The organism is Parabacteroides sp. MSK.9.14 (assembly GCF_019041495.1).
GTDB classification, from domain to species: Bacteria; Bacteroidota; Bacteroidia; order Bacteroidales; family Tannerellaceae; genus Parabacteroides; species Parabacteroides merdae.
Map to the genome: position 1 here is coordinate 17,013 of NZ_JAHPXO010000006.1, position 19,082 is coordinate 36,094.

General features: G+C 41.2%; 11 protein-coding genes. 3 read left to right on the forward strand and 8 right to left on the reverse strand.

Annotated elements, in window-relative coordinates; translation table 11 throughout:
• Positions 1-533 precede the first annotated feature (533 nt).
• From KTG12_RS04810 to KTG12_RS04845, 8 genes are all read right to left on the reverse strand, one after another.
• Positions 534-1,160, reverse strand: coding sequence for an HAD family phosphatase (locus KTG12_RS04810; RefSeq protein WP_005641304.1), 627 nt, complete (start codon positions 1,158-1,160; stop codon positions 534-536).
• Between the two features lie 160 nt (positions 1,161-1,320).
• Positions 1,321-2,568, reverse strand: coding sequence for a DUF1015 domain-containing protein (locus tag KTG12_RS04815; RefSeq protein ID WP_005648316.1), 1,248 nt, complete (start codon positions 2,566-2,568; stop codon positions 1,321-1,323).
• Between the two features lie 16 nt (positions 2,569-2,584).
• Entirely contained in the window at positions 2,585-3,508 is a 924-nt protein-coding gene (locus KTG12_RS04820; RefSeq protein ID WP_005641308.1) for an NAD(P)-dependent oxidoreductase, read from the reverse strand.
• 2 nt (positions 3,509-3,510) lie between these two features.
• A complete protein-coding gene (gene serC / locus KTG12_RS04825) occupies positions 3,511-4,578 on the reverse strand; it encodes a 3-phosphoserine/phosphohydroxythreonine transaminase (protein WP_005648320.1) in 1,068 nt (355 codons plus the stop codon).
• Between the two features lie 181 nt (positions 4,579-4,759).
• Entirely contained in the window at positions 4,760-6,040 is a 1,281-nt protein-coding gene (locus KTG12_RS04830; RefSeq protein ID WP_005641312.1) for a replication-associated recombination protein A, read from the reverse strand.
• A gap of 247 nt (positions 6,041-6,287) precedes the next feature.
• The gene (locus tag KTG12_RS04835; protein WP_005651174.1) at positions 6,288-7,457 is read right to left on the reverse strand and encodes a site-specific integrase; all 1,170 of its coding nucleotides are present in this window, start codon (positions 7,455-7,457) and stop codon (positions 6,288-6,290) included.
• A gap of 214 nt (positions 7,458-7,671) precedes the next feature.
• Positions 7,672-9,258 (reverse strand): RagB/SusD family nutrient uptake outer membrane protein, encoded by a 1,587-nt coding sequence (locus KTG12_RS04840; RefSeq protein ID WP_022322879.1) that lies wholly within the window; start codon positions 9,256-9,258, stop codon positions 7,672-7,674.
• Positions 9,259-9,279: 21 nt separating this feature from the next.
• Positions 9,280-12,462, reverse strand: coding sequence for a TonB-dependent receptor (locus tag KTG12_RS04845; RefSeq protein ID WP_224204326.1), 3,183 nt, complete (start codon positions 12,460-12,462; stop codon positions 9,280-9,282).
• A 960-nt stretch (positions 12,463-13,422) separates the two neighbouring features.
• Here KTG12_RS04845 and KTG12_RS04850 point away from each other — a divergent pair.
• From KTG12_RS04850 to KTG12_RS04860, 3 genes are all read left to right on the forward strand, one after another.
• Positions 13,423-16,257, forward strand: a complete 2,835-nt coding sequence (locus KTG12_RS04850) for a TonB-dependent receptor (protein ID WP_122204380.1) — start codon at positions 13,423-13,425, stop codon at positions 16,255-16,257.
• A gap of 31 nt (positions 16,258-16,288) precedes the next feature.
• On the forward strand, positions 16,289-17,707 hold the full coding sequence (locus tag KTG12_RS04855) for a RagB/SusD family nutrient uptake outer membrane protein (RefSeq protein WP_005641325.1): 1,419 nt from the start codon (positions 16,289-16,291) through the stop codon (positions 17,705-17,707).
• Between the two features lie 219 nt (positions 17,708-17,926).
• Positions 17,927-19,072: an ATP-binding protein gene (locus KTG12_RS04860; RefSeq protein ID WP_005641327.1), complete on the forward strand. Its 1,146-nt coding sequence runs from the start codon at positions 17,927-17,929 to the stop codon at positions 19,070-19,072.
• Positions 19,073-19,082 lie beyond the last annotated feature (10 nt).

A 19,082-nucleotide genomic window follows, 5' to 3' on the forward strand; every position in this document is an offset into this window, starting at 1 on the left:
CACTGTATATCAATATATTGAAAATAACCATCCCTACAAAAGGACAATTTGACCGCAATATTTCCCCTACACTTTTTCAAACAAGCCTCATTTTCTTACACGACAACCGCAATACTCCTTGTAAATAGCGAACGGTAAATAACGAGCTACCTGACGAAGAAAAAACCAAATCCGGACAAAAACACATTCTCCTCCACACACCTCCGACCCATTTGAACAGCCTGACTCTTAGCATGCACTGCCTCCATACGGAAAAGAAAGGCAAAGGTTTAGAAAAACCATCTAAACAATTATTTATCAAACACATACAATATTTTCATAAATCTATTGCTTCCAAAAAGTGTAGGGGAAATATTGCGGTCAAATTGTCCTTTTCTATATTTGGGAGCCTAAAAAACGTTCCAAGTCCTCCAAAAAGCTATAGGTTTTCCGTTTACAAGCCATAGCTTTCCAAGAAAAAAGCTATAACCTTTTTGGAAACAGGCTATAGCTTTTTTATCATGAGACATCTCCCCCAAAAACAGACTGGAAGATTACTTTGCCAGTATATTCAGGACAGCTTCCCGCCAATCCTCTCCGTTTTCCGGCTGATAGGTGTGGAAACCGAGCCCTTGTCCAACCTCTATATTCGATTTGGCATCGTCGACAAACAGCGTTTCAGCGGGAATAAGCGGGGCATTTTCTATCATCCGGTCGAAGATGGCGGCATCCGGCTTCGTCACCCCAACTTCATAGGAAGTATACATTTTGTCGAAATAAGCGGATATAGGACGACCGGCGGGGGTGAACGCCTCGCTCCTCGCCCACGACTGGACAATCGGATTCGTATTGCTCAACAAATAAACCTTATATTTCTTTCGCAGCTCTAACAGGAAATCCAACTTGTATTGCGGGACATCGGCAATAAAACCCATCCAGGCATATTTGATTTCATCATAAGAAAGTTGCTTGCCGGTATGCTCGCATAACTTGCGACAGAAAGTATCGACATCGATCTTTCCATTCTCCAGTTCAAGGAAAAAGCCTTTCTGCTCATAAGGATCGAGCAACTGTTTTGCATCCTTCACTCCTATTTCCTCAAATCGGCTTACAGCCTGGTGATGGTCCAGGTCGATCAAGACGCCTCCCAGATCAAATACTATGTTTCTGATTCTTTTCATATTCTTTGCGTAATACTCACAAACTTACATAAAAGTGTCCGAACAACCAAATAAAAAAAGTGAAGGCCGTATGCAGGCGGGATCACCCTCCGCATACTCAGCCTTCACTGTAAATCGGCATCACACAAGCATCAAGCAGGCTTGTGAATGTGAAATCATTTTATTCGAGCTTATGGATAACCAGACCGGAACGCAGTTTCGGTTCGAACCAGGTTGTCTTGGGAGGCATGATATTACCGGTATCGGCAATATCCATCAATTGCTTCATGGTGACAGGATAAAGCGCCAACGCGACCTTCATCTCGCCACTGTCCACACGACGCTGCAATTCTCCCAGCCCACGGATACCGCCTACGAAATCGATGCGTTTATCCGAACGAAGATCTTTTATGCCCAGAATCTCATCTAAAATCAGGTTGGAAGAGATCGTCACATCCAGGACACCGATCGGATCGTTATCGTTGTATGTACCTTGCTTGGCTGTCAACGAATACCATTTTCCTGCCAAATAGAGGGAGAAATTATGCAAAGCTACCGGTTTATAAATATCCGCGCCCTTTTCTTCCACGACGAAGTTCTTTTCCAGTTTAGCCAGAAATTCCTCTTCCGACAAGCCGTTCAAGTCTTTCACCACACGGTTATAGTCGATAATCGTCAACTGGTTTGCCGGGAAACAGACAGCCATAAAGTAGTTATACTCCTCGTCCCCTTTATGAGCCGCGTTCTGTCTGGCTTTCTCCGCACCGACCAGGGCGGCGGCGGCGGAACGGTGATGGCCGTCGGCAATATACAGGGAAGGCATTTCGCCGAACAGTTCCGTGATGCGGGCAATATCAGCCGGCTCGTCAATGATCCAGAACGTATGGCCGAAACCGTCGTCTTTCGCGACGAAGTCATATTCCGGATTGCGGGATGTATATTTGGCGACAATCTGGTCCAGTTCGGCATTGTCGGGATAAGCAAAGAACACCGGTTCGATATTGGCATTATTCACCCGGACATGCTTCATGCGGTCCTCCTCCTTGTCACGCCGTGTCAGCTCATGCTTCTTGATAACGCCATTCATATAATCGGGCACATACGCACCGACAACCAAGCCGTATTGTGTCTTGCCGTTCATGGTCTGGGCATACACATAGTAACATTCCTCCTTATCCTGCACCAACCAGCCCTTTTCCTGGAACATCCGGAAATTGGCGGCAGCTTTCAGATAAACGGCAGGATCGTGTTCATCCGTCCCGACCGGAAAGTCGATCTCTGGTTTGATGATATGATATAATGATTTTTCATTTCCCTTCGCTTCTTCGCGTGCCTCTTCCGAGTTCAACACATCGTAAGGACGGGAAGCCACTTGTTCGATCAAATCTTTAGGAGGACGGATTCCTTTGAAAGGTTTAATTCGTGCCATGATAATTTAGATAAATCTATTTATTTACTCTGAACTTTTCACATCCTTCTTTCAGGAAGCCTTCGATCTGCTTGGCAGCGGCAATACCGGCATTGATATTGGCTTCGGCAGTCTGTGCACCCATCTTTTTAGGAGTGGAGAAATAGCGGCCGGCAAACTTGGCGGCAAACTCTTCGTTGGCTACGGGCATGATGTCGGTTACATATTTCAAGTCTGCGCGTTCTTCCATCAACTTGATCAGTTCGGCTTCGTTGATCACTTCCTTACGGGCTGTATTGACCAACAGGCCCCCTTTCGGCATCTTGCCGACCAGAGCGTAATTGATGGAGTTCTTTGTTTCGGCAGTTGCGGGAATATGCAAAGAAACGATATCGCAGGTAGCATAGAGTTCTTCCGGTGAAGCGACCGGTTTCACACCATCCGCTTCAATGGCCGAAGCCGGACAGAAAGCATCGAATGCATAGATTTCCATTCCGAAACCTTTTGCGATACGGGCCACATTGCGGCCTACGTTGCCGTATGCGTGGATTCCCAGTTTCTTTCCTTTCAATTCTGTTCCCGATGTTCCGTTATAGAAGTTGCGGACAGCCATTACCATCATTCCGAAAGCCAATTCGGCAACGGCATTGGAGTTCTGCCCCGGTGTATTCATCACACAAACATTATGAGCTGTCGCAGCAGCCAGGTCGACGTTATCGTAACCGGCTCCGGCACGAACCACTATCTTCAACTGCTTGGCGGCATCCAACACTTCGGCATCGATCACGTCACTGCGGATAATGATTGCATCCACATCCTTGACTGCCTCCAGCAGTTTGGCCTTTTCACCGTATTTTTCCAACAGGATCAGTTCATCGCCTGCCCCTTCCACTACTTCGCGGATACCTTTCACAGCTATCGCTGCGAAAGGTTTATCTGTTGCTACTAATATCTTTGCCATAATCAATGCTGTTTTTCAAAATCCTTCATACATGCAACCAAAGCTTCAACGCTGCTCTTAGGCATTGCGTTGTACAGTGAGGCACGGAAACCACCGACAGAGCGGTGTCCCTTGATACCGACCATACCGGCAGCCGCAGCAAATTTGCTGAATTCGTCTTCCAGTTCCTTATACTCGTCATTCATCACGAAACATACATTCATGATAGAACGGTCTTCGGCTGCAACAGTCCCTCTGAACAACTTGTTACGATCGATTTCATCATACAGGATAGCGGCATTTTCCATATCCTTCTTTTCCATAGCGGCAACACCGCCCTGTTCCTTATACCATTTCAATGTCTGCAACGCAGCATAGATCGGCAGCACGGGAGGAGTGTTAAACATGGAATCCTTGTCCACATGAGTCTTATAGTTCAACATTGTCGGGATCGGACGTTCCACATGTCCCAAAGCATCCACACGAACAATAGCCAACGTCACACCGGCAGGAGCCAGATTCTTCTGTGCCCCGGCATAGATAATGTCATATTTGGATACATCGATCGGACGGGAGAAAATATCGGACGACATATCGGCGACCAAACGTTGTTTCACATCCGGATCTTTGCGAGTTTCCGTTCCGTAAATCGTATTATTGGTCGTAATATGGAAATAATCCGCATCGTCGGCAATCGTATAATCTTTCGGAATATATGTATAGTTTTTATCTTTAGAAGATGCCACAACCTCGACTTCCCCGAAGAGCTTAGCTTCCTTGATGGCTTTGGACGACCATGTACCGGTATCTAAATAAGAAGCTTTCTTATTCAACAGGTTGTAAGGAACCATACAAAACTGCATGCTTGCACCTCCACCCAGGAAAACAACCTCATAGCCAGCAGGAACATCCAGCAATTCTTTGATCAGCGCACGCGCCTCATCGTTCACGGCAACGAATTCTTTACTTCTGTGGGAGATTTCAAGAAGAGATAAACCCATACCCGCAAAATTCTCTACTGCAGCGGCCGTATTTTTAATTGTATACTCGCTCAAGATAGAGGGACCTGCATAAAAATTGTGCTTCTTCATACCAATGTTTTTTTAATGTTAAATATAATTTAAGTAACTAATTTCCCAAAAACAGGCGGCTAATGTACAAAATAAATTGACAATTGACAATCGACGATTGATAATTATTAGCAAAACGACATGATAATTATCTTTATCAATTACACTTATTCCCCAATTGCCAATTGTCTATTATCAATTGTCAATTCTGATATCTATCCCCCCACAAACGCCTCATCTGTTCAATTAGTTTGTGTTCGGACGGATTTTCCTGTCCTTTCCACAGCCGTTCGTTTAAAATCTCCTTTGGAAGGAACTCTTGCTTGACAAAATGATTTTCATAATCGTGCGCATATTTGTAATCTTTTCCGTAATTCAGCTCCGCCATCAATTTTGTCGGTGCATTTCGCAAATGAAGGGGAACAGGCAAGTTTCCTGTACGGTTCACCAACTCTAACGCATCATTAATCGCCATATAAGCCGAATTGCTTTTAGGACTGCATGCCAGATAAACGGTCGTTTCCGCCAAAATGATCCGTCCTTCAGGCCAGCCGATTTTCTTCAAGGCATCAAAACAGGCATTTGCCAACAACAGAGCATTCGGATTCGCTAATCCGATATCTTCCGATGCTGAAATAACCAGACGGCGGGCTATAAATTCCGGATCTTCGCCACCGGCAACCATACGAGCCAGCCAATAGACAGCGGCATCCGGATCACTTCCGCGAATGGATTTGATAAAAGCGGATATGATGTCATAATGCATCTCCCCTCCTTTATCGTACGCCGCCGGATTTTCCTGCAAGCGCTCCACCACCTTTTCATCTGTTATTTCAATCTTTTCATTTCCTTCTTCCGCAGCAACGACAAGCTCCAGGATATTCAGCAGTTTCCGTGCATCGCCACCGGAATAACGCAACATGGCGTCCGTCTCGGCCAACACGATATTCATATCCTTCAATATGATATCTTCGGTAACCGCCTTATTCAACAAGGTCAACAGATCAGCTTTCTCCAATGATTTCAAAACATATACCTGGCAGCGGGAAAGCAACGGACGGATGACCTCGAACGAGGGATTCTCTGTCGTGGCTCCGATCAAGGTTACCACACCTGTCTCTACAGCATTAAGCAGGGAATCCTGCTGCGACTTGCTAAAGCGATGTATTTCGTCAATAAACAGGATCGGTGAAACGGTATTGAAAAAGCGATTGCCTTTTGCCTTTTCTATCACTTCCCGCACATCTTTCACTCCTGAACTGATTGCGCTCAACGTGTAGAACGGAGCTTCCAGCTTATTCGAAATAATCTGCGCCAGCGTAGTCTTTCCTACTCCCGGAGGTCCCCACAATATAAAAGAGGGGACACGACCCGCATCAATCATCTTTCTAAGGACAGCCCCCGGACCAACCAGGTGTTTCTGCCCGATATAATCGTCCAACGTTTTCGGACGTAATCTCTCTGCTAACGGTTGACTCATCATGCCAACAAAAGTCGCATATTTTATTTACTTTTCAAAGTATAAATACAGTAAAAATTCAAGGCTATTTTAATGTTTGACAACAGAAAATATGATAAAAAGTAAGCACACACGGCAGCACACACCTATAAAAACCATAATGAGATAACATTTTGTCATATTTACAACTCTTGGGCACTGAATAAAATCATGAAAGATCAGGGCAGTGTGTATCAGAGAATGCACTGCCCCCCGTATCTATTACCTTATTTTATTTCAATGTGATATTTTCCAGATCACGTATAACAGTCATATCCATAATATCACTGTAGATTTCCGTTGTCCGTACACTTTTATGCCCCAGCAACTTCTGGACTGTCGTGATATTCGCTCCATTATATAATAATAAGGTAGCGTTGGTATGGCGTGCCATGTGGAAAGACAACCTTTTATCTATTTCCGCCAGCCGGCAAATCCTTTTCAACTGTTTATTCACATTCGAGTTTGCCGAAACAGAAACTCCAAACAACGTTCTTGAATAACGCTTGCAATAGCGTTCATAAACAGCAAGAGCTTTTCCGTCGAATAGCAGAAACAAAGGAAGCCGGACGTTCACATCCGTCTTGACCGATGAATAGACCAGCCATAACTTATCATCGATCAGATGAAAATTATCCGGTCGTATATTGACAATATCGGAAAAGCGCAGCCCGGTATAGCAGCTGAAAAGGAACATATCAAGCGTCCGTCTGAGCGTTCGTTGCAATTTAGGAGCGATATTCTCCAACCTTCCCAATTCCTCAGGTGTCAGATGACCACGCTTGCTCTCCATATATTTAATCTTATACTTACGAAAAGGATATTTCTGCAATTCAAACAAATCCTTATTAATCGCCAGGTTGACATATCTTTTCAGATGCTTCATATGCTTGGCAATCGTATTCCGGTGGTACTTTTGCTCAAGAAGAAAATGTTCAAAACCACAAAGGAAATTAAAGGTAAGATCATCAAAAGAGACTTGTGGCTGATACTGGCACAAAACCTGCAAAGTGGATAAATGGTTCTTCAATGTGGAAAGTCTTAAGTTACTATGATTGATCTCATTTTTCATAAAAGAGACAAAAGAGGAAGAGACGGATTCAAAATCTCCCCTTTCCCTCAAATACTTCAAAGAAAACGGACGTCCGCTTTGGACCATATCTAATTCGATCCGTTCCAAATAAGTAATATAATCCTCAATGTACTGATTGAGTTCATCCATATTGGGATGGTTCCTCACAGCTTTTCTCTTGCTATCCCATTGTGTGGGCTTAACATAGATTTTCGTTGAGAAATACTTCTTTTGCCTATTCAGGTAAGCCTCTACCTGAATCAAAGCCTTTCCTTCTGCATTCAACCGCTTTTTCCGATTGAACACCAGATTGTAAATAACTTTTTCCATGATATACATTATTTTCTGAATGAGAACACGAAGGAACAATAATAAGTTCTTTGTTTCGTATGAGACAAACTAAAAGTTTGTTATATTTCGTGTTTCAATAGAAGAACAACTATCAGCAAAGCTATCCTGCAAAAGCCCGGACAGAGACAAAAAAAGAGGCGTGTTTTTTGAACACGCCTCTTCATTCCTTTTCCGGATATAAACCTTATTTCTTTTATAAAGCAGGTTGTGGAGCCGCCGGATTATTATCTGCATCAGAAATACCTGTATTGGTCTCCATTTCACATTGCGGAATACGGTAGATCATTATCTGGGATTCCGGCTCCAAATTAAACTGTACGGAAGCATGATAATTCGTATTTTTACGTATAACCGGCTTCTTTAAGCGTAAAAGGTCGAACAACGAATGACCTTCGCCCCAAAGTTCCATACGACGCTGCAGCCAGACTTCATCTTGAAATTGCTGTGGCGAAGTAGCTTTACTAACAAAAGAAGGGTCGCGATAGGCTTGCACGAAGTTTTCCAATGTAGATTTACCTGCCGCCAGATTTCCACTCATTGCTTCAGCTTCCGCTTTAATCAAATACATTTCTTCCACACGCATCAACGGCCAATCCGAAGCATTAGTCGTGTTCCCAAACACACTCTGATAAGCACCGAACTTAGTATTTACATATGGTTCAAGACCGAAATACTCAACAATAGAAGATCCTTCTATTGTTTCGTTGTCTATCAACGAAGATGTGCTATCCGGAGACAAAAACCATTGTTTACGAATATCAGTATCCGGAATCTGGTCATATAAATCTGTATTCACTTTTCTGTATCCGTCAGGAACACCTGAAGTATATCCGTTCCCCGTAAAAGAACACAAATGAGAAGGCCAGTTTATAATACCGGTTTGTACAACATCATTATCCGGAGTGATCATGACACCCCATAACCAAGAATTTGCAGTAGCAGAATTAAATGTCGGAGTAGATACTTCTGCCAATGATTGCGGTGTTCCGCCGGCAATAGCTCTTTCTGCATCTTTTGCTGCATCAGCCCATTTCTGCATCAACAGATTGGCACGGGCACGCAAGCCATATACGACCGCTTCATCCAATTGGTCTTTATTCGCTCCATTATCAAAACCGGCCAACAATTCTGCTGCCTGATTCAAATCGCTCATAATCTGATCATATACCTGCTGGACAGTAGCACGCGGATTGTTCTGCATTTCTTCGTCAGACATCTTTTCCGTTACAATGGGAACAGCCAAAGCATTTTCATGACCTGCATAAGTAAACTGATAAATCTGAACCAGATTCAAATAGTCGTATGCACGAGCTGCCAAGGCCTGACCACGATAGATTTTCAAAGAAGCATCTTCTGTAGCAGGATCAATCAAGCTCAATACACTATTTGCGGCCTTCAGATGATTATAAAAAGTTTTCCAAATCAGTTCATCTGTAGAACTGTCATAAACACGGTCTGAATAATTCTGAGAAGTATTGAACCAGTTATATCCTGTAACCAGTGCTACAAGATCCTGTCCTCCAGACTCCAACGCCATAGAGACAGCCGGGACTCCATAATCATTATGATAGGTTGTCGCATCATCGGAAATCGTTCCGTAAGCATTCAATTTAGCAGCCATGGCATTTACTTCGGCCGTGACCAAATTTGGTCTGTCCTTGATCGTTTCTTCTTTCTGATTGTCAGAAACATATTGACCTTCAGGATATTTATCCAAATCGCAAGATGCCAGCAGCAGGGCGGCTATTGCGAACATCATATATTTGTTTGTTAATTTCATATTCAAAAACAATTTAACGGATTAGAAATTCAATGATATACCACCCGAAATTGTACGGATCGGCGAATAAACATTATCAGAAGCGACATAACCTTGACGCGGATCCAGCCCCTTACGGGCAGTCAACAATGCGACGTTATCTGCAACAAAGTACAAACGCACGCCTTCAATCTGTAATTTGCGAGTCAGGTTTTTCGGCAGAGTATAGCCGAATGTTATATTTTGAAGGCTCAGATAATCAGAGCTTGTCAAAAAGCGATCGGACAACCGGTTTGTATATTTATCATTTACATTCATACGGGGAACATCCGTATTCTTGTTCTCGGAAGTCCATACATTCAGCATGTCTTTATGCAAAGCACTACCTGTAGCAGCCGGGCTCATCATTTCCTGATATGTGTAGTCTAAAATACGGCCACCTAGCTGATAGGCAAATGAGATCGACAAGTCAAAACCGTATGCCGTAAAACTTGTACCGAATCCTCCATATACTTTAGGAAGGATATCTCCTGTCGCAAAACGGTTTTCTGTAGCAGTGGAATAAGAAGTCGTAACCGTGTTGCCCTCAGCATCCGGCTTCAACAAAGCCCACTGGCTTTCTCCCGTTTCAGGATTTACACCGGCATACTTCGGTAAATAAAGCTGATACATTGATTCATCTTCGCGATAGATACGACCTGCATCAATCATCTGGCCATTCAGCTCAGGCGCCAGCTCCAACACTTTGTTTTTGAAATGAGTCAAATTCAAATTTACGCTCCATGAGAAATCTTTTGTTTCGATAATATTCGAATTCAAATCGATTTCAACACCACGGTTCACCATAGAACCGACATTTTCCGGAAAACGGGAATATCCCATCGAAGCCGCAACCGGTTTGAAATAAAGCATATCCGTAGTCTTACGAGAGAAGTACTCTGCAGAACCACTCAGTTTGCCTCCCCAGAACGTAAAGTCAAAACCGGTATTAAAACTATGGGAAGTTTCCCATGTGATATCTTTATTTCCTTTATAATATAGAGAAGTTGAGAAATCTCCATTACTGTTTGCCAAAGTAAACTGATCCTGATACGGATAGTAGTTACGATACAAACCACCTTGATACATCAAATTGTCATTTCCCTGCAAACCATAACTGATTTTAAACTTCAACATATTAATCCAACTTTGATTTTCCAGGAAAGCTTCTTTATTCAATAACCAACCTGCACCGACAGACCAAAAGTTGCCCCAACGATTATCCGGATGGAAGCAAGAAGAAGCATCACGACGATAAGAAGCCGAACCGAAATATTTCCCATCATAATCATACTGAACGCGGAACAACCAACCTTCAGTCGCATAATCTTTTGAATAAGATGAATTATACTGATTTGAAATACCATTATCCAATTCCGGGACATTCGGGTTATACAGTTTTTCACGCTGGCCATACAAATATTGGTATTTATAGTTATAATTTTCATGACCGGCTAAAACATCCAGATTGTGTACATCATCAAACGTTTTATTGTATGTCAATAAATACTGCTGATTAACACTGAATGTACGTTGGGTTGAAACAGAAATCAAACCACCGACACCTGTCGTTTCCGAATATTGTCCATAGAACGGATTCACCATATCGGTATTCCGAACGTTATTGGCATCCACTCCAATATTCACCTTGGCCTTGATGCCACCCCAGATATCAACATCTGCAAACCATTTGCCACTAACTACGTCTCCGGAATATTTCATCTTGTCCAACATATAGCTGGCCAACGGGTTAGCATTAGGGATAGTATTACGAGATCCATTCGTATCTTGTCCTTTCTTTCCATAATCATAACGTTGGAAGCCACGGTTATCAGTCATTATATTTCCCTGTGCATCACGGATATACATCGGATATATCGCCCCCATAATATTAGAGGCATAAAATATGTTCGCATTTGAAGTTCCGCCTTCTGTATCCTGCTCACGGCTATCATAGTGAGTAAATGAAACATTAGCACCCAACTTCAACCACGGTTTCACTTGATAATCCGCCTTCAAACGAGCTGAATAACGTTGAAAACCTGAATTAGGAACGATACCCTGATCATCCAGATAGCCAGCAGACATATAATAGTTCATTTTGTCAGAAGCACCGCTAACGCTTAAATTATATTCCTGGCGAACATTATTTTCGAAAATTTCATCCGACCAATTATCCGGAATATAATAATAGGTTCCATCGGAATAACCAAGCGTAGCTTTAGGATTCAATTTTCCATCCATACCGATCAACAGTTCTCCTGTCGGAACAGAATAGACTTGATATCCTAAATAAGTTCCGGAAAGCAAAGCTTGATTAGCATATGCATTGGCACCGGCCAGATCACCAGCTGCGGCATAACCTTTCAAGTCTGCATTATAAATAGAAGAATAATTCAATTCATAAAATTTAGCAGGGTCATTAATTGTTTCATAATTAGGTACTCCTCGTTTATTCACACCCCATTTTGCATCAAGACTGACACGAGCTTCGCCACTTTTACCTTTTTTAGTCGTAATCAAAATTACACCATTAGCACCACGGGCGCCATACAATGCATTAGAAGCAGCATCTTTCAATACAGTCATAGATTCGATATCAGAAGTGCTGATCGCCGAAATCTCACCGTCATAGGGGACACCGTCAACTACATATAAAGGTTTATTGCTGGCAGAAATAGATCCGATACCCCGAATCCGGACCTCTGCATCTTTACCCGGCTGTCCACTATTGCTCGTTGTCTGTACACCAGCAACCTGCCCACTCAAAGCATTCGTAACGTTCGAAGTTTGACGAGAGGTGATTTTCTCGCTTTTAATTGTTGCAGCAGATCCTGTAAAAGCACTTTTCTTGGCAGTACCATAAGCGACAATCATCACTTCATCAAGCATTTGATTATCCCCCTCCAACACCACATTTACTTTCGGCTTAACCCCAATTTCCTGGGCTTTCATACCCACAAAAGAAACTACCAGAGTCTTTGCAGAACTTGGTACATCCAGAGAAAATGCACCGTTAAAATCTGTTACTGTACCTATAGTCGTACCTTTAACAACTATAGATGCACCAATGATGGGCTCGTTGTCTTCCGCCGAAATAACAGTACCTGTTACTTTCGTCGTCTGAGCGTTGGCCATCCCAATACCTAATAATAGGCAGAATAAAAGGAAAGTTAACCTTTTCATAGACACACTTTTTTTGTTTAACTTATAAATAACTAATTTGCACTATCTGTTTTTATACATATAAGCAATGTATAAATATTCCTAAGAGATGGCAAATGTAATAATAAATTTATTATAACAACTAAAAAACTAATAGGATTTTACAAAAATGGGGATGATAATTAACAAAAGATCATGTAAAATCGATATTTTAGATTGATCTCTCATGAAATCTCCTTGATTTCGCCTCCTTTAAAATTATCTATTTTTAACCTCTCGCCTAAGTACCGTTTTTGGACAATTCTGAAGGGTGAAAAAACGCCTCGGGTCTACAAGGGTAGAAAATAATTAAAGACTGTAGACACATTACCCGGAATCAGCCTGCTCTCTTAGGATAACTGATCCGCAACATAGCATAAACTATTCCGAAAGTCATAGTAAACTAATTCAAGACATACATCATATTATTCGTATGTAGTACTACCTATCGCAAATACATAGTACTACATAACGCCCATAGGTAGTACTACGTATAGGTAATAAGTAGTAACTACTAACAGATACTTTGTTATATGTTATCATTTAGTTCTTGGGGTGTTTTGACTTAGTTGATGGCATGAAACGACTTAGTTTACCAGTTGTCAAAGGAGCGATTTCAGATAGTGTCGGTATCTTTTGCATTGTTCTATATAAAATTCATATTCCACAAAGCTTGAACCGTAAATGATGATTTACAGGTAGTTTACATTTTCTTATATACATGAATAAATGGCTATTTATTCCACGAAACAAGTAGAAAATAAGTCATACTCTATTTTGTAAAAGAATTCTCGCTAATGTCTAAAAAAACAATATGTAGCTAATATATAAGACATTAACAAGATAACAATTTGATAGTCCTTCCACAACCAGTCTTTAAAAGACAATAAATAACATATTGATAATCATTTAATTGATGGATTATCAAGTTCTGCAAAGACTCTGGTAGTTTCTTTTGTGGGTATGAAATCTCAGGAAATCGGCATCAAACCGACATTACATGTTGTGTTGGCAGCAGATAACCAAATGCTTGACGAAGTGATGGTTGTTGCGTATGGTACTGCTAAGAAATCATCTTTTACCGGAGCCGCTTCATCAGTAAATGCGGAAAAAGTATTAAAAGATGTACCTGTTACATCTTTTGAACAAGCCTTGCAAGGCGCAACAACTGGTCTGACCGTAAATTCGAGCAGTGGACAGCCTGGTGCAGGTTTAAGCATTCGTATTCGTGGAACAGGTTCTATGAACGCCACAAATGAACCTCTTTATGTAATCGATGGTGTACCGGTTATTTCCGGAGATATTGCCGTATCTGGAGTAAGCAATGACTCAAAAGCTTTCAATATCATGTCTTCAATCAATCCGAGCGACATTGAAAATATCACGGTTTTGAAAGATGCTGCGGCTGCTTCTTTGTATGGTTCACGTGCTGCAAATGGTGTAATTCTTATTACAACGAAAAGAGGTAAGGAAGGCAAAACTCAGATCAATTTTAAAGCGAACTGGGGTTTTTCCGACTGGGCTGTTAAAAACAGGGAAACGGTTTCAGGGGAACAGCAGCACGAACTTACCTATGAAGCATATTACAATGAAGGTATTTTATACAAAGATATGTCAGAAGAAGAAGCAAGAGCTTACGCACAAGAAGGTGCAGATACTTTCGCTCCTTTAAGAGATCACTATTCAAACTGGGAAGATGCATTATTCAAGAAAAGTGCATTCAACCAGAATTATGAGTTTTCAGCACAGGGAGGTAGTGAACTGACAAATTTCTTCGCTTCATTGAACTACAAAACGGAAGACGGTATGATTAATACCACCGGTATGGAAGGATTTACCGGTAGAGTAAACGTAACCCATAAATCAAAAGATGGGAAAATGCAGATGGGAGCTAATATCTCATTCTCAAAACAAAAATCAGAAATGGCTTCGGAAGGAACGGCTTATGCCAATGCCTATTTCGTTAAAAACTGGTATGCAATCCCTAACCTTCCTATTTATAATGAGGACGGTTCATTTTATGAAGGTTTTCCCTTGGATCAATTAAATGTGCCTAACCCATTAAGGGATCAAGGATTGGATAAAAATACATCCGAAGTGCTTAGAAGTACCAACTCCTTATGGGCTTCTTATAAAATAATCGAAGGGCTGACAATCAAGGAAACAATAAGCTATGACTTTATCGACAACCAGTCAACAACTTACTGGCCGATGAATTCGAATAACGGTGAGGCTTACAATGGTTTGATGATCAAATATCCATATCAGCACCACAACATCTATTCATCAACGGTATTGAATTATACCAACACATTTGCCGACAAGCACAATCTAGATGTTTTGCTCGGATGGGATGTTGACGACAGAAAAGAACAATTTGTCCAAGCAGTCGGCGCCAACTATCCGCACGATAAATTACCAGAACTTGGTAATACGTCGGAACCGATGACAGCCTCATCCGGATATAGCGAAGATCATCTGTTATCTTTGCTTTCTCGTATAAATTACGATTATGACGACAAATATTACATTTCTGCAAATTACCGCCGTGATGGTAGCTCAAGATTAGGAGCAAACACACGTTGGGGTAACTTCTGGTCTGTTTCTGCTGCTTGGAGATTGAGCCAGGAAGCTTTCATGAAAAATTTGACTTATGTTGATGACTTGAAGCTAAGAGTTTCTTATGGTATAAATGGTACTTTACCCTCTAAGTTCTATTCACATTTGAGTTTGTTCGGTTATGGCTTTAACTATCAGGATCAACCGGGATCTGCTCCTACGACTATTCCTAATCCGGATCTGGGATGGGAAAAGAATGAGAACTTCAATATCGGTTTCGATGCCAGACTGTTCGGCCGTTTAAGTGTAGCATTCGATTTCTATAATCGTGAAACAAAAGACTTGTTGCAAGATGTTCCGGTCTCAATGACTACTGGTTTCAATAATACATTGAAAAACGTAGGAGCCATGAATAACCGTGGTATTGAATTGGATATGAACTATGACGTATTCAATGAAACAGCAGTAAAATGGTCTACAGGTATAGTTCTATCTCATAACAAAAACAAGATCAGCAAACTGTATGGAGGAAAAGACATCATTAGCGGAACTTCCATCTTGAGAGAAGGTGAATCTTATTATTCTTGGTGGAGCCGTGAATGGGCTGGCGTTGATCCTCAAACGGGTGAAGAACAGTGGGTATTGAACACTGAAAACGAAGATGGAACCATCAATCGTGGATTGACTAAAGATCCGTCACAGGCTCAACGTGTTATTATCGGAAAACCGGATCCTAAAGTAACCGGAGGATGGAGAAATAACCTTTCTTGGAAGGGCTTGGATTTAAGCGCCTTATTTTCATTCTCTTTAGGTGGACATATCATGGATGATCCTGCGCTGCTGTACACAGATACAGATGGTGAAACTGCATATCAATCCATTGGTATCCAGCAGTTGGACAGATGGCAAAAACCGGGTGACATTACAGATGTTCCGAGACGTATCAATAGCTATCAATATGCTCGTTACGGAAGTTCCCGTCATATGAAGAGTTCAAACCATCTCCGCCTGAAGACTGTAACATTATCTTATAATTTGCCGTCAAAATGGATGCAGGCTGCTGGAATGAGAAATGTCAGAATCTTCGCTTCCGGTAACAACCTGCTGACATGGGCTGCCTATAAGAATATTGATCCGGAACAGCCGGTCAATGGTGTGGCCACTTGGGCATTACCGAACTTGAAATCAGTAACATTTGGTATTGAAATCGGATTGTAATCCGGAATTCGTTTTACTATAAATAATAACAATGATGAATAGACTAAATATAAAATCTATATTTGCTGCTGTAGCAATAGCTTCAGTGACATTTACATCTTGTGATGGATATCTGGAAACTTTCCCTTCAGATTCATTGGTCAGCACAGATGCTATCACGACTTTACAAGATGTGGAAACAGCACTTAACGGAACATACTACAGTTTAAAGAGTGCCAACTATTATGGTTGTGATTTTGTATCACGCGCCGAAGTGGGGGGTGAAGACGTACAGACAATCTCTTCCGGGGGGTTAAGAACCGACACTTATTATCGTTTCATACACCGTCAGAATAACTCGCCGGAAAATTTATGGAGCTATCCGTATGCTGTTATCAACCGTGCGAATGTATTGCTGAATGCAATTGAAACAGGAGACCTTCCTGCAGGCGATGAACTTAATAATGCAAAAGGAGAAGCCTTAGCTCTTCGTGCTTTATGTCACTTCAACCTTCTGATTACATACGGAAAGCCTTATTTTGTAGAAAATGGAGCTACTCCGGGTGTAGTATTGGTAAAAAATGTTTTGAGCGCAGATGATCTTCCCAGTCGCTCAACTGTTGCAGAAGGGTATGATATGGTCATCAACGACTTGGAGGAAGCGTTGAAATGTATCGGGACGGAAGTAAAAGACGGACGTTTCAACAGTTGGGCCGTAAAAGGTTTACTGGCACGTGTCAATCTATATAAAAGAGATTGGGATAAAGCTTTTTCTTATGCAGAAGATGTAATCAAGAATTCTCCGTATTCTTTGCTGAAAACAGAAGACTATGTTGCAGCATGGTCTGGAAGATACTCTTCGGAATCCGTATTCGATCTGGAAATTTCGGATTTGGATGCCGGTGATCGTGAAATGTTTGGATATGTAGTCGATCCTAAAGGATATGCTGCTGTTTCCAACACGAAAGAATTTGAAGATCTTATCAACGAGAACCCGGATGACATCCGTCGTAATTTGCTAACTGCAGCATCAGTCGAAGGACGTACTTACATGAACAAATATCCGGGGATCAATGGTAAAACGGCCGTAAACAATATTCGTGTAATCCGTCTGTCAGATATTTATTTGATTGCTGCTGAAGCTGCATTGAAAAAATCTTCTGCTGATCAGGCTAGTGCAAATAAATACTTGAATGCGATCATCAAACGTGCTATTCCTTCCGCTTCAGATGTGACTGCTACCGAAGCATTGGTCTTGAAAGAAAGACGCAAAGAATTGGTGATGGAAGGTCATCGTTTTTATGACATCATGCGTTTAGGGATTACGGTAACTCGTAAGGGTGGATATCATTTCTTGAACAACACCGATCTTATATCTCCGAGTTATCAGGATTATCGCACGATTTTGGCAATACCACAGTCTGAAATAGATGTAAATCCCAATATCAAACAAAATGAAGGATACTTCTAACAGGATAATATTCGAATGAGAAATAGGCTGTTATTCTTATATAACAGCCTATTTTCTTTTGTGACTATTATATATAAGTATCTCCATATCCTACATTATTATTAGTCAATGTGCGTGAAACTGGTTAATTTGAAACCAATCGATTTCAAATTAACCAGTTTCATATTTGCACCTTCCAACTATTGTTGCTACATTTGTTTAGATATAAAAAATTATACTATGGAGGCTCCATTTGTTTACGGACGTATTGCCGATGACTTGAATTTTACTGACAGGAAAAATGAGGTTGCTTTGTTGACACAAAACTTCAAGAATCTCATTAATACCGTTATTATATCTCCACGTCGCTGGGGTAAAACATCTTTGGTAAATAAATGTGCCAAACTTTTGTCAGAAGAGAACAAGAATACACTGGTCTGTCAAGTCGATATTTTTAATTGTAGAACGGAAGAACAATTTTATACGGCCTATGCTAATGCTTTAATGCGGGTATCTACCTCTGCTTGGGAGGAATTTGTAGCAGGAGTAAAAAAATATTTGAGCCGAATGGCACCTACTGTTTCTCTTTCCGAAGGCAGTCAGAGCTATGAATTATCTTTTGGTATCGGTTTTAAAGATAACCGGTTGTCTTATGATGAGATATTAGATTTGCCACAACAGATCGCTAAAGATAAAGGTAAAAAGATCATTGTCTGCATTGATGAATTCCAAAATATCAACGAATATGAAGATTCGCTTGCTTTTCAACGTAAACTTCGTGCTCATTGGCAGACACATACATCTGTTTGCTATTGCCTGTATGGGAGTAAACGTCATATGTTACTGAGTATTTTCAATGACTACAGTATGCCTTTTTACAAATTTGGCGATATCTTATTCTTACAAAAAATAGAACGAAAAGACTGGGTTGCATTTATTTCCCAACGGTTTGCTGATACCGGAAAGCAAATATCGGATGAATTATCTGGTATGATTGCCGATAAAATGAAAAACCATCCGTATTATACTCAGCAATTAAGTCAGCAAACTTGGTTGCGTACATCAAAAGAGTGTTCGGAAGCTATTGTCAATGAGGCGTTCAACAGTTTGATCGGTCAATTGAGCCTGTTGTTTACCAATATAATAGATTCTTTGACTTCCCGTCAAATTAGCTTTTTGATAGCTGTCGCCGATGGAGTGGTTAATTTCTCATCTAAAGACATTTTGAAGCACTATCAATTGGGAACTTCAGCAAATATCAAAAACTTGAAAAAAGCGACACTTGAAAAAGATTTGATCGATATATTGCCTGGCAATACGATAGAAATCCAAGATCCGGCTTTTGAATATTGGCTTAAAAATGTGTATCAGAATCCTGCAAGATAGTTTAATCTAC

Bases quoted from the DNA above. Each gene is read 5' to 3' on its own strand.
- KTG12_RS04820 (WP_005641308.1), bottom strand. From the start codon at position 3,508: ATGGCAAAGATATTAGTAGCAACAGATAAACCTTTCGCAGCGATAGCT.
- KTG12_RS04810 (WP_005641304.1), bottom strand. From the start codon at position 1,160: ATGAAAAGAATCAGAAACATAGTATTTGATCTGGGAGGCGTCTTGATC.
- KTG12_RS04860 (WP_005641327.1), top strand. From the start codon at position 17,927: ATGGAGGCTCCATTTGTTTACGGACGTATTGCCGATGACTTGAATTTT.
- KTG12_RS04835 (WP_005651174.1), bottom strand. From the start codon at position 7,457: ATGGAAAAAGTTATTTACAATCTGGTGTTCAATCGGAAAAAGCGGTTG.
- KTG12_RS04830 (WP_005641312.1), bottom strand. From the start codon at position 6,040: ATGATGAGTCAACCGTTAGCAGAGAGATTACGTCCGAAAACGTTGGAC.
- KTG12_RS04815 (WP_005648316.1), bottom strand. From the start codon at position 2,568: ATGGCACGAATTAAACCTTTCAAAGGAATCCGTCCTCCTAAAGATTTG.
- KTG12_RS04840 (WP_022322879.1), bottom strand. From the start codon at position 9,258: ATGAAATTAACAAACAAATATATGATGTTCGCAATAGCCGCCCTGCTG.
- serC (WP_005648320.1), bottom strand. From the start codon at position 4,578: ATGAAGAAGCACAATTTTTATGCAGGTCCCTCTATCTTGAGCGAGTAT.
- KTG12_RS04855 (WP_005641325.1), top strand. From the start codon at position 16,289: ATGATGAATAGACTAAATATAAAATCTATATTTGCTGCTGTAGCAATA.
- KTG12_RS04845 (WP_224204326.1), bottom strand. From the start codon at position 12,462: ATGAAAAGGTTAACTTTCCTTTTATTCTGCCTATTATTAGGTATTGGG.